This is a genomic window from Clostridium sp. AM22-11AC (genome assembly GCF_003473545.1).
GTDB lineage: Bacteria > Bacillota > Clostridia > Lachnospirales > Lachnospiraceae > Enterocloster.
Map to the genome: position 1 here is coordinate 187,179 of NZ_QUCM01000002.1, position 11,956 is coordinate 199,134.

General features: G+C 43.1%; 13 protein-coding genes. 9 read left to right on the forward strand and 4 right to left on the reverse strand.

Annotated elements, in window-relative coordinates; genetic code table 11:
• Positions 1-2: 2 nt before the first annotated feature.
• From DW251_RS03545 to DW251_RS03555, 3 genes are all read left to right on the forward strand, one after another.
• Positions 3-1,121, forward strand: coding sequence for a hypothetical protein (locus tag DW251_RS03545; RefSeq protein ID WP_021870421.1), 1,119 nt, complete (start codon positions 3-5; stop codon positions 1,119-1,121).
• A gap of 12 nt (positions 1,122-1,133) precedes the next feature.
• Entirely contained in the window at positions 1,134-2,027 is an 894-nt protein-coding gene (locus tag DW251_RS03550) for a TPM domain-containing protein (protein ID WP_021870422.1), read from the forward strand.
• A gap of 215 nt (positions 2,028-2,242) precedes the next feature.
• Positions 2,243-2,536, forward strand: a complete 294-nt coding sequence (locus DW251_RS03555) for a GIY-YIG nuclease family protein (protein WP_021870423.1) — start codon at positions 2,243-2,245, stop codon at positions 2,534-2,536.
• Here the strand turns inward: DW251_RS03555 and DW251_RS03560 are convergent.
• Together DW251_RS03560 and DW251_RS03565 are read right to left on the reverse strand one after the other, a co-directional pair.
• Entirely contained in the window at positions 2,521-3,192 is a 672-nt protein-coding gene (locus DW251_RS03560) for a hemolysin III family protein (protein WP_021870424.1), read from the reverse strand. The two genes, DW251_RS03555 and DW251_RS03560, sit on opposite strands and share 16 nt — an antisense overlap.
• Before the next feature lie 133 nt (positions 3,193-3,325).
• A complete protein-coding gene (locus tag DW251_RS03565) occupies positions 3,326-3,739 on the reverse strand; it encodes a LysR family transcriptional regulator (RefSeq protein WP_118300250.1) in 414 nt (137 codons plus the stop codon).
• A gap of 30 nt (positions 3,740-3,769) precedes the next feature.
• Here DW251_RS03565 and DW251_RS03570 point away from each other — a divergent pair, with 30 nt between their 5' ends.
• Positions 3,770-3,964: a hypothetical protein gene (locus DW251_RS03570; RefSeq protein ID WP_118300251.1), complete on the forward strand. Its 195-nt coding sequence runs from the start codon at positions 3,770-3,772 to the stop codon at positions 3,962-3,964.
• A 70-nt stretch (positions 3,965-4,034) separates the two neighbouring features.
• Positions 4,035-4,493, forward strand: coding sequence for a M20/M25/M40 family metallo-hydrolase (locus DW251_RS03575; RefSeq protein WP_118300252.1), 459 nt, complete (start codon positions 4,035-4,037; stop codon positions 4,491-4,493).
• Positions 4,494-4,556: 63 nt separating this feature from the next.
• Here the strand turns inward: DW251_RS03575 and DW251_RS03580 are convergent, their stop codons facing one another.
• Both DW251_RS03580 and DW251_RS03585 read right to left on the reverse strand, forming a co-directional pair.
• On the reverse strand, positions 4,557-5,297 hold the full coding sequence (locus tag DW251_RS03580) for an RluA family pseudouridine synthase (protein WP_118300253.1): 741 nt from the start codon (positions 5,295-5,297) through the stop codon (positions 4,557-4,559).
• A 52-nt stretch (positions 5,298-5,349) separates the two neighbouring features.
• Positions 5,350-6,327, reverse strand: coding sequence for a LysR family transcriptional regulator (locus DW251_RS03585; protein WP_118300254.1), 978 nt, complete (start codon positions 6,325-6,327; stop codon positions 5,350-5,352).
• A 369-nt stretch (positions 6,328-6,696) separates the two neighbouring features.
• On the opposite strand from DW251_RS03585, the gene DW251_RS03595 reads away from it, so the two are divergent.
• The 4 genes from DW251_RS03595 to DW251_RS03610 are packed head-to-tail and all read left to right on the forward strand — an operon-like array spanning position 6,697 to position 11,923.
• The gene (locus tag DW251_RS03595) at positions 6,697-8,322 is read left to right on the forward strand and encodes an amidohydrolase (protein ID WP_118300256.1); all 1,626 of its coding nucleotides are present in this window, start codon (positions 6,697-6,699) and stop codon (positions 8,320-8,322) included.
• 13 nt (positions 8,323-8,335) lie between these two features.
• Positions 8,336-9,907, forward strand: a complete 1,572-nt coding sequence (locus DW251_RS03600; protein ID WP_177295320.1) for an AbgT family transporter — start codon at positions 8,336-8,338, stop codon at positions 9,905-9,907.
• A 17-nt stretch (positions 9,908-9,924) separates the two neighbouring features.
• Entirely contained in the window at positions 9,925-11,052 is a 1,128-nt protein-coding gene (locus tag DW251_RS03605) for a C45 family peptidase (protein ID WP_021870431.1), read from the forward strand.
• Positions 11,053-11,059: 7 nt separating this feature from the next.
• Positions 11,060-11,923, forward strand: a complete 864-nt coding sequence (locus DW251_RS03610; RefSeq protein ID WP_021870432.1) for a YitT family protein — start codon at positions 11,060-11,062, stop codon at positions 11,921-11,923.
• Positions 11,924-11,956 lie beyond the last annotated feature (33 nt).

The window sequence follows — 11,956 nt, forward strand, 5'->3', positions numbered from 1 at the left end:
GTATGGGAGTGATAACCTATAAATGCCCCAACTGCGGCGGTGGGCTTACGTTTAATGCAGAAAAGCAGAAATATAAATGTGAATACTGCCTTTCCGAGTTTTCACAGGAAGAACTGGACGAGATAGAGAAGCGGGAGCTTGAGAAGGCCAGAAAGCAGGCAGAAGTCCAGCGTGATCCTGAACCAGAAGGAGCAGGATCTGAGGCTGGGACAGAGGAACATGTATCAGGCTCCAAAAAGACTGTTACCCCCATCATGTACACCTGCCCCAGCTGTGGCGCCCAGATCGTCACAGACGAGACAACAGCGGCTTCTTTCTGCTACTACTGTCACAATCCCATTGTCCTGGAGGAAAAGCTGCGGGGTGAGTTTAAGCCTGATTATGTAGTTCCTTTCCAGATCGATAAGAAAAAGGCTCAGGAAATATTTACCCAGTGGGTGGGCCGGAAAAAATTTGTACCTGATTATTTCTTTTCTGCCAGTCAGATCGAGAGCATGACCGGTGTGTATTTTCCTTACTGGTTATATAGCTGCCAGGTGAAAGGTGATCTGCAGGCAGAGGGAAAGACGGTCAGAGTGTGGGATATGGCGGGAATGCGCTATACAGAGACAAAAGTTTATGATATCCGCAGACAGGGAGATATGAACGTTGACTCTGTAGCCAGAAATGCCTTAAAAAAAGCCAATCGAAAGCTGATCGACGGTGTGCTGCCTTACCGCCTGAATGAGAAAAAAGACTTTTCCATGGGTTATCTTTCCGGATTTATGGCAGAAAACAGGGATATGGAAAAGGACAGTTTTGTAAATGAAGTGAAAGAAGAAGTAAGGCAGTTTGCATTATCCAGTCTCAGCAGTCAGACAGGAAATTATTCCAGCGTTCAGATACGAAAGAACCAGGCGGATATTACAGGAGAGACCTGGGCAACGGCCCTGCTTCCTGTGTGGACAGTGACTTACAATGATAAGGCAAGAGGAAAGATCTACTATTTTGCCTTAAACGGACAGACGGGAAAGATATGGGGTGAACTTCCGGTGGATCAGAAAAAGCTGGCAGTTTTATTTTTAAGTATTTTTATCCCGGTATGTGTGATATTGCTGTTTTTAGGATACTGGATCGGCTGATGAGGTGATGAGATGAAAAAGATAAAAGGGATAATGACCGGTCTGCTGATCTGTGTATTTCTGATCATGGGCAGTATGGCAGTGTGGGCAGATCAGACAGGAGCTGTAAGCGGTCAGACGCGGGTGTTTGACCAGGCGGGACTGTTCAGTGAAACAGAAAAGATCCAGTTAGAGGAAGAGATCGCCCAGTGCAGAAAAAACACAAAAATGGATGTAGTCGTAGTAAGCGCTTATGCAGACGACCGCACGGCGGAAGAATATGCAGATGATTATTATGATTACGGCGGATTTGGCGTCGGAAAGAAAGCCAGCGGTGTACTGCTTCTGTACTATATGGACGGACCGGGCCAGTCAGGAGGAGAATGTTATATTTCTACTTCAGGGACAATGATCACCCTGCTTACAGATGAGCGCATTGAAACCATCTTAGATGATGTATATGGAAATCTGGGAAACAGGGATTTTGCGGCAGCTTCCCAGATTTTTCTGGAAGATGTAAGTGACTATGTGAAACAGGGAGTGGAGTCTGGTCAGTATACTTATGACCGTGATACCGGGGAAATCGTCCGTTACCGCAGTATCCGCTGGTATGAGGCAGTGGCAGCGGTTGTGATCGCCGGTATTCTGGCAGGCTCTGTGTGTATGGACATAAAAAAACGCTATGCCATGAAGCAGAGCAGCAGGGAAGCAGCTAACAGCCTTCAGGCATACAGGGCAGACTGCGCTTTTCATTTTTCTGTTACCGGTGATAAGCTAGTCAATCAGTTTGTCCGCTCCATTCCTATTCCAAGGAATACTTCCGGTGGAAGCGGCAGAGGACATTCAGGAGGCAGTTCATCAGGACGGAGCACAGTACATACTTCCAGCAGCGGACGCAGCCATGGTGGCGGCGGCAGGCGTTTTTAGTTTTCAGAAGGAAAATTTAAAAGGACTGACACAGTTTAAAAGCATCAGCGTATAATGATAGTAACGCATCCGCTGATGCTTTATATAGATCTTACAGGTTCCGGAACCTGGACGGCAGGGCTTTTTGCCCTGCCTGGTACATAACCCAGTGGGCACCAGGAGAGGAAAGGGACCGGGGTCTGTAAGATCATAAGATAGTGCATCAGGGGAAAGACATGAATTATACCTATATACTCCACTGCGCAGACGGAACATTGTACTGCGGATGGACCAATGACTTAAAAAAACGGCTCCATGCCCACAACAGCGGCACCGGAGCCAAATACACAAAATCCAGAAGGCCGGTTACACTGGCCTATTATGAAGCCTTTGAGACAAAACAGGAGGCTATGAAGCGGGAATACGCAATCAAACAGCTCCCCCGGAAAAAGAAAGAGGAGCTGATCAGTCATGGCTGCAATATGGATCTGTGCATGGTTGCAGAGGACCAGGTTTATGCCACAAACTGATACATCATCATATAGTGACACAGACTGCCGCCCATGACAAACAGGTGAAAGATCTCATGGGAACCGAAATAGCGGTGTCTGGAATTAAAGATAGGCAGTTTCAGGGCGTAGATGATGCCTCCAACTGTGTAAATGATACCGCCTGCAAGTAACCATGCAAAGCCTCCTGACGGAAGCGCTGCAATGATCTTGGAGATCGCCAGGATGCAGATCCAGCCCATAGCAATGTAGATCAGGGAAGAAAACCATTTAGGGCAGGTGATCCACAGGGCATTGATGATGATTCCAACAAGGGCAATGCCCCATACAAGGCCTAAAAGGTTCCAGCCGGTGTGATCGCCTAAAACGATCAGGCATACCGGGGTATAAGTTCCGGCAATAAGGACGAAGATCATCATATGGTCCAGTTTGCGCAGACGCTTATTGATAACAGGGGAAATATTCAGTGTATGGTACAGGGTACTTGCTCCATACAGACAGATCATACTTAAAATAAACACCGCCAGTGCTGCCAGATGCAGGTAGCCTGGCGTTTTTGCTGCCTTGATCAGAAGGGGAACAGCTGCGATGGCAGCAGACACCATAGCGATCAGATGGGTAATGGCACTTCCCGGGTCTTTCATACGGCAGATATTTCTTTTTATTTTTGCACTCATAGCAGATACCTCCTTGCATGTGTCATATAAGCTTTGAAAACTTTTACATGTAGTAATCAAAACTATGTATCGTTACAATTAATACTATACAACTGCTCGAAGGATTATGCAAGGTTTTTCTTTTATGTTTGTTTTAACTGAGAAAAGAAGTAATCTTATCTTTCGGAAGTGTTTTGAGTTTCTCAGTTAAAAGTTCCAGAAATTTATGGATTGTAGCCGTTTTTCGGTTTTCATTTACCAGATAATATACCACCTGCTCTGGAGGAGAATTCTTAAGTTCGTAAATGCAAGCTCCATTTTTTTGAAGCCGTATGGCTGTGGTATAAGGGCAGAAAGTCCAGGATTTTTCTGTCATAAAATAGGCTGCAAGGGCTGCATGCTCTAAAATAACCAGTGGTGGTATGGTTTCATCAAAATTTTCAGAATGCCAGGATTTGAAGTCTTTATTCCAGGCAATGCGATAAAATTCAGCGCCCTGATCTGTAAGCTGTGCATTGCGGTATCCTTTTCGCCTGATAAAGAGGGAATGTCCAAGCTCCTGTTCCATTGTCTGGATATGGCGGGTTAAAGCACAGCATTGGGAGCTTCTGCATTATTCGGTTTTCCTACAACCTATATTCTTGCAAATGAGATCGCCAATAGTGTAGGAGAAAATGACGCAGAAAAAAATTACTTACGCAGCCATCTTCAGCCACATATGGTTATTGCCGGTATTGTAACAGTTTCTATTTCATCCGTAGTATTTGCAGGTATTGTGGCTAATTGGCTATAGAAAGAGAGGAATGGATTATGGACATTAAACAGGAAGCTTTAAAAATTCAGAAATCATCAGTGTAGGAACCTTGCAGGTAGGAACAGCTGTCAATATTATAGCCGGACAGGCAACTATGAGCATGAATGCCCGTTCCTATGATATGGAATCCAGAGAAATTACAAAAAGGAAGCTTTATGATATAGCAGAAGGAATGGAAAAAATCACGGACTGTAAATTTGACCTGGAATATGTAGATGGATATGAACCAATCATCAATGATCCAGGAATTGTGGATCTGGTAATTTCTGCCTGCCGTAAAAATATGGGGGAAGATTCGGTAAAGATTGGGGAGTATGATGAGGGAAGTGATGATTTCAGCTATTATATGAATGCAACAGGAACTTCAGGAGCTTATTTCTTTCTGCTTTCAGGACATGAGAGAGAGGAATGTTTTGTAAACCATCATCCGCGATTTACCTGGAAAGAAGAGGCCATGAAAATAGGAGTAGAGAGTTACTTGTCTGTTCTTATGGAATATCTGAATTAGAAATTATAGTTTTCGAGCTGTGTTACCTACGGTAAAAAGAGGTACACAGCTCGTTTATTAGTATTAGTCGTTGCTTTTGCTGAATAATTTAAAAGCTCCTGTATCCGGTTTTATCTGAAAATCCATGATCTTGCCAGTTGCCGGGTGTTTAAATTTTAAATGGCAGGCACACAAAGCAAGGCTTTTTCTTACAGCTTTTTCATTATTTCCGTATTTGCCATCTCCATAAAGGGGGGTTCCATGACCGGAAAACTGAACCCGGATCTGATGATGCCTGCCGGTGAGCAGCTTTATTTCTACCAGACTTAAGTATTGGGGATCCTTTTCCTCCGTTTGTATACAGTCTAATACTTTGTATTCCAGCTCTGCTCTTTTGCTTTCAGGATCAGACTTATCCACAATCCGTGAACAGTTGTTTTTCTTGTCCTGCTTAAGATAATCCACATATGTCCCATTGTTATCCACAGGTTTTCCACAGATCACAGCCTGATACCATTTTTCTATTTTTCCCTGCTGAAGGCTGGTACTAAGTGAAGCTGCAGCCTTGGGATTCTTGGCATATACCATAATACCAGATACCGGACGGTCTAGTCTGTGGATAACTCCTACATAAGGTGGCTGTGGATATTTTGAAGCTGTGGATGTTTCTTTTGTTAATTTGTGGATATCTTGTGGATGACTGGCCAGGTGTTTTCGTATCTCACTGACCATGTCCGGGGCAAAGCTTTTTCCGCTTTGTGATTCCAGACCGTCTGGCTTTATTACGACTATAATATGGTTATCTTCATATAATATGGAAAGCATTGTTGGGTTTACCTTTCAGGTGTTATTATTTTAAACTTTCATTTAATAGAGTTTAAGAAAAGTTAATATCTTCCCGGACTTCAAAATGAGGGATCTCAGATTTTACAAAACTGGGGATAACCTCTCTGGCTGTCTGGATAAACTGGCGGGCCGCAGGAGATAATGAAGAACTATCCCGATACAACAACCCGATTTCCCTTGAACTCACATGATGATCCATGGAGCAGAAAATAGGTGTATAGTCAAATTTTTCTTCATAAGTAACAGTTACTGGAGCAAATCCAAATCCATTGTTTTGGGGAACTAAACGGTACACGGTAGGTGAATTGTCAAGCTCCATAGAAACAGAGGGGGATATTTGGAATTTTTTAAATTGTTCCCTTGCAAATTCATAGGTTCCATGTCCCGGTGTCAGGGAAATGAAAGGAATCTGTTCCAGAATACGGGGAGGAATATACTGGAGAACTCCCGGGATGTTTTCCGGAAGTATTAAGTTATGAAAAACAGCTGCAGTACGGCTTACAATAAGAGTCATTTCTTCTTGAAAAAGAGGGACAAATGTCAGACCATCAAGATCAGAAGGCTTTGAACATATAAAAAATACATCGATTACCCCGTTTTTTACATCCTTTTGTAATTTAGCTGAATTTCCCTCGCTCAGTTTGACCTTTACTTTGGGACAGACTTTCTGATAGTCAGGAAGAATGCGGGGAAGCCAGCTGTAACAGCGGGTGCTGTGCATGCCGATGGAGATATGGTCCTGAACATGCCCTGCAATTTCTCTCATTTCTTTATCCAGTTTTTCTTTCATTTCCAGGATCTTCAAAAGACCGTCTATATATCGCTCACCGGCATAGGTAAGCCGGATGGGAAAAGAAGAACGGTCAAATAATGTTACATTTAATTCTTCTTCCAGGTTTTTAATATAGCGTGTTAAAGCAGGCTGTGATATATGGCATTGTTCTGCTGCCCGTGAATAGTTTTTGGTATCGGCAAGTGCCAGAAGGTAAGTGACCTTATTCAGATCCATTTATGATCATCCTTTCTGAGGAATACAAACTGTAATAGAGGATGAAACTCTAATGAATAAGTATTCAGAAAATTCAATTCATTTATGTTATAGAATTTATAAATAATTAGTATTGGATTATATTTGCAAAAATAGTTACAATCATATTAGCTGAAAATAATAAGGCTGTCAATATGATGTATGTACTCTCGGAGTCTTTCATGCACTTGCCTTTGCGGCCGATTTTCCGTCAGTCGCACCCGAATTTTATCAACGTACGCACCGCGTACGCCTCAAAAATTTGGGCACAACTGACAAAAAATCTTCTCGCAAAATCAAGTACAAAAAGATTCCGAGAGCACATATGTAAAAACAGGAGGAGGAATCAAGATGCGAAAACTGGATATGGCATGGATCAACGGGAATATTTATACTGCAGATGATAAATTTTCCACAGCCGCTGCATTCGGGGTGTCGGGGGACAGATTTAGTGTTGTTGGCAGTACAGAGGAAGTTCTTGAAAATTGTGACGAACACACGAAGATCATAGATCTTCAGGGAAAAACGGTACTGCCTGGATTGATCGATGCCCATCTTCACATTACCAATACAGGTGCTATGAAGCTGAACCTGAATCTGGTATCGAAACAAAAGCAGGAGATCCTGGACATGGTTGCTGATGCTTACAGCAGTGCGAAAAAAGGAGAATGGATCATTGGACGGGGATGGATCAATGATACGTGGGATGATCCATCATTTCCTACCAAAGAAGACCTGGATGCTGTGGCGCCGGATTCACCGGTATACCTTACAAGAGCCTGCGGACATGCTGCATGGGCGAATACAAAGGCATTTGAAACAGCAGGGATCACAAAGGATACACCAGACCCGGCAGGGGGAGAATTTTTACATAAGCAGGATGGAAGCCTCCTTGGTGTGGTTACTGATCAGGCGCAGGATCCATTTAATAAAGCGATACCATCGTATACAAAGGAACAGATCCAGAAGATCGTATTGCTGGCCCAGCAGGAATTCTTTTCAAATGGTTTAACATCTGTTCAGGATGCCGGCTCACCGGAAGAGTGGGTGGAAGCATGGCAGGAATTATATGAAAAAGAGCGTCTGAAATTAAGGATCTATGTAAGTATGCGTGTACTGGGACGTCCGAATTACCAGGAACTGATGGAAGGCTCTTTAAAATTCTTTAAGAAGGGACTCCGCATTGGTATGTATGACAATCGTCTTACAGCCAGAGCCTATAAGATATCCCTTGATGGATCTTTAGGAGCCAGAAGTGCATGGATGTTAGAGGACTATGAAGACCAGCCAGGTCATAAAGGAAATGGAAAGTGGACAAATGACCAGTTGTATTCTGTATTGTATGAGGCGCGAAGGGCTGGTTTCCAGACCTGGTGCCATGCAATTGGAGATGCAGCTAACCGTCAGTGTCTGGATGTATATGAACAGCTTTTAAAGGAGCTTCCAGATAAAGATGCACGTCTTAGAAGTGAGCATGCCCAGATCATTGCCCCGGAAGACATAGAACGCTTCCGCAAACTGGGGGTTATACCTACTCATCAGACTGTATTTTTACGGACGGATAAAAATGTAGCAGATGCACGTCTGGGAGCAGAGCGCATAAAAGGTGCATATGCATGGAGAACATTGATCGACCAGGGAAATCCTTTACCAAACGGAACGGATTCACCGGTAGAAAGCTGCAATCCATTTTTAAGCATGTATTGTGCGGTAACAAGAAAAGATGAGCATTTAAAACCGGAAGGAGGATGGCATCCACAGGAAGCAATGACCCGGGAGGAAGCACTGCGTTCTTACACAAATTGGGCGGCCTACGCAGCATTTGAAGAGCAGTTAAAAGGCAGTATCGAGCCGGGAAAACTGGCAGATTTTGTTGTGATCGACCGTGACTATATGAAATGCCCGGAAGAAGAAATAAAAGATATCTGCTCTCTGCAGACAGTTGTTGGCGGAGAAGTTGTATATGAAACAAAGTAAAGGAGAATCAGGTATGGAGAAGACAAAAGAAGAAAAAAAGGGGTTGTTTTTCCGGTTTATTAATGGTGTTGAGGTTATTGGTAATAAACTTCCGCATCCATTTTATCTGTTTACGATCCTGATCGTGGTGGCAATTGTTCTTTCTGTGATATTTGCAGGTGTTTCTGTGACTTATGAAAGTGCATCTTCCAAAGGAACAGGCGGGGAAATTGTAACAGTGACTATAAAGAACCTGTTAAATAAAGAGACCATAAATTATGTAACACAGAATTTATACAGTATTTATTATAACTTTTCACCAATGATGATGATGGGCCTGCTGATGCTGTCCATCGGACTGGCAGAACAGGTGGGACTGTTCGGTGCGTTTATTAAGAGAACGATCGCAGGTGTACGTCCGGCATTTGTATTTGCCATTGTTTCATTTATTGCGATCAATGCAAATACAGCCTCTAATGCAGGTATCTTAGGCTGTACAGCAGTAGCAGCGGCGGTATTTGCTTCAATGGGGTATAATCCGTGGCTGGGCATCATTTTGGCATATGCGGCAGGTAATGCCGGAATGTCTGCCAATGTATTTGTTGGAAATCTGGATGTACTGTTAAGTGGTATCAATGAATCTGTATGTTCTTCTCTGGGAATCGACACCTCTACTGTACATGTACTTCAGAACTGGTATTTTATGTTTGCATGCGCCATTATCCTGACAGTGGTATTTACCGTGGTAACAACAAAATTTGTCAGAGGCTTTATCGGCGAAGCAAAGGATTTAAGTCTTATTCAGATTGGCTCTTCAGATAAAGATTTATCTCCCCTGGAGCATAAGGCACTCCGGAATACAGCGATCGCAGCAGTTATTTACCTGGCATTACTGGTCATCATATGCATTCCGCAAAATTCTGTTTTCCGTGCAGATGATGGAAGCCTTGTTCCCAACTCTCCGTTATTAAAGAGTGTGTTAACACTGTTATTTTTATTCTTTATGGTTACAGGAATTGCCTATGGACGTACAACTGGTGCTTTAAAAGACTGGAATTCCCTGCCTAAGATGCTTGCAGGCAGTATTAATTCCATGGTTAATTTCATGGTTATCGCACTTCCGGCCTCCTTATTTATTTACCTGTTTAATGCATCTAATATTCCGACTGCATTAGGTGCTGCAGGCGCTGAATGGATAAAAACATCAGGTATCAATGGATTTGGCCTTATTGTATTTATTGTATTTTTCTCTACATTTTTAAATTTATTTATGACTTCCGGATCTTCAAAGTGGATGATCCTGGCACCGATCCTGATCCCAATGCTTTATGCGATCGGCTTTAGCCCGGCTTTAACTACAGTAGCATACCGCATCGGAGATTCTGCTACCAATGCGATCGCACCGATCTCTTCTGATGTGGCACTGATCGTAGGACTTCTCGGTAAGTATAATACAGACAAGAGTAAAACACCGGGTATGGGAACGGTTTTTGCAGGCTGTATGCCATATGCAATAGCGACTATGATCACGGAACTGCTCATATTAGGTGTCTGGTGGGCATTTAACCTGCCTCTTGGCCCTGGTGTTACTATGTTTATCAAGTAAAGAGAGGAGAGAATAATATGGAGATGCCTGTTTTCACTATCCGTGGTAAAAACCACAGAGAACGTGGAGTAGATTATGGAGTTCAATGTAAAGAACTGATACAGGGAGTATTGGAGCGCTATATCCGGTTTTTTAATGGCGGGCACACGGCGGTAAGCTGGGATGAAGCAAAAGTGATATCCAAAGAATTTCTTCCTTTTATCCATTCTTACTCACCGGAACTTTTAGATGAATTAGAAGGGATCGCCCAGGGCGCAGATGTAGAGTTTGATGACCTTTTAACCTTAAATTCACGGTCAGAGGCTATGACTCTGGTACGCAGACCCCCTTCTGATAAGGAGGAACTGGATGGCTGTTCCAGCGTTGCAGTATTGCCGGATGCTTCTGCTAATGGACATACGATCCTGGCACAGAACTGGGACACTTACACATGGCAGGAATATGGCACCGTGATCTTACAGATTCTTAGAGATGACGGTCCGGATCTGATGATCGTTACAGAGGCAGGACAGCTTGCCAGATATGGCATGAACCAGGCAGGAATTGCCCTGGGAGTCAACAGTCTGCAAAAAACATATAATCCTGAAGTTTTTGGAATCCCATCTGTATTTATCCGCCGTAAATTTTTGGAACAGGATCGTTATGTTGATGCAGTGAATCAGATATTCGGAGCGGAATCGATGCTTCCAATGTATTATGTGGCAGCTTATTGCGGTGGTGATGCCATGGGATTTGAAAAACTAAAGGACGGACAGCTGGTGCTGTATCCGGAAAATGGCCTGATAGCCCATAGTAACCATATCCGCCATCCTCATTATGCATACCAGGTGGATGCTCTGGGGGGAACTTTATATCGTGACAGGAGAATTTTAAAACATCTTCAGCCTAAAGCAGGTGCAGTCACCATGGAAGATATAAAGGATGCTTTTAAGGATCATTTTGGATATCCTTTCAGTGTTTGCAGACACGGTGATAGCAGAAAGACAGAGCTGAACCGGATCAGTACGCTTGGGTGTATCCTTATGGATGTGACAGACCGCCGCATCTGGGTATGTAAAGGAACCCCATGTTGTGGGGAATTTAAAGAATATATGTGGGAACGTCCGCATAAAAAATCTGACTGGGATCAGATAGAAAAATGGTGAAATAAAAATGAAGGATTTCAGGGCAGTAAAAACTGAATTGGCTTGTTACGCAGTGATTATTTTTGCAGCATTTTTAATGGGGTTTGCAATAAAAAACCTTTATGATCCTGTGAACCTTGTTACCGGCGGAGTATCCGGCGTGGCGATCATATTCAAAAGTCTGTTTGATATACCCTTGTGGCTGACAAATACATTGCTGAATATTCCATTATTTCTGGCTGCCTGGCGTTTGAAAGGATGGAATTTTATTAAAAGGACATTTATAGCAACTGTGTCCTTGTCAGTTTCTTTGTATGTTTTGCCGGAAATGACCATTGCCGGAGATGATATCTTTTTATCAGCTTTATTTGGCGGTATTCTTTCCGGAGTTGGAACAGGGATTTTATTTGCAGTACATGCCACTACAGGGGGCACGGATATGCTTGCAGCCCTGCTTCATCTGAAGATCCGTCAATATTCTGTATCTCAGATCATGCAGGTCCTTGATGCAATGGTAGTACTGGCAGGTGCTTCTGTATTTGGACTGGGATCAGCATTGTATGCGATGATAGCGATCTATGCAGTGTGCCGCGTATCAGATGGAATTTTAGACGGTCTGAATTTTTCAAAGCTTGCGATCATTATTTCTGAACGCAGTAAAGAGATCGCAGGCTCGATCATGAAAAATATGGAGAGAGGTGTTACTGCTGTAAAGTCAGTAGGAATGTATTCCGGAACAGAAAGGGACATGCTGTTTTGTGTTGTTCCCAGAAAAGAGATCATCTGGCTTCGGGATATTGTCCGGGAATATGACAAGCAGGCGTTTCTTATTGTAAGTGATGTGAAGGAGGTATTCGGAGAAGGTTTTATTGAAGATATTTCCCAAAAATAAAAGATAATCAGAAATAACAGAAGGCTGTTTTCA

Bases quoted from the DNA above. Each gene is read 5' to 3' on its own strand.
- DW251_RS03545 (WP_021870421.1), top strand. From the start codon at position 3: ATGGGAGTGATAACCTATAAATGCCCCAACTGCGGCGGTGGGCTTACG.
- DW251_RS03550 (WP_021870422.1), top strand. From the start codon at position 1,134: ATGAAAAAGATAAAAGGGATAATGACCGGTCTGCTGATCTGTGTATTT.
- DW251_RS03555 (WP_021870423.1), top strand. From the start codon at position 2,243: ATGAATTATACCTATATACTCCACTGCGCAGACGGAACATTGTACTGC.
- DW251_RS03560 (WP_021870424.1), bottom strand. From the start codon at position 3,192: ATGAGTGCAAAAATAAAAAGAAATATCTGCCGTATGAAAGACCCGGGA.
- DW251_RS03565 (WP_118300250.1), bottom strand. From the start codon at position 3,739: ATGGAACAGGAGCTTGGACATTCCCTCTTTATCAGGCGAAAAGGATAC.
- DW251_RS03580 (WP_118300253.1), bottom strand. From the start codon at position 5,297: ATGCTTTCCATATTATATGAAGATAACCATATTATAGTCGTAATAAAG.
- DW251_RS03585 (WP_118300254.1), bottom strand. From the start codon at position 6,327: ATGGATCTGAATAAGGTCACTTACCTTCTGGCACTTGCCGATACCAAA.
- DW251_RS03595 (WP_118300256.1), top strand. From the start codon at position 6,697: ATGCGAAAACTGGATATGGCATGGATCAACGGGAATATTTATACTGCA.
- DW251_RS03600 (WP_177295320.1), top strand. From the start codon at position 8,336: ATGGAGAAGACAAAAGAAGAAAAAAAGGGGTTGTTTTTCCGGTTTATT.
- DW251_RS03605 (WP_021870431.1), top strand. From the start codon at position 9,925: ATGGAGATGCCTGTTTTCACTATCCGTGGTAAAAACCACAGAGAACGT.
- DW251_RS03610 (WP_021870432.1), top strand. From the start codon at position 11,060: ATGAAGGATTTCAGGGCAGTAAAAACTGAATTGGCTTGTTACGCAGTG.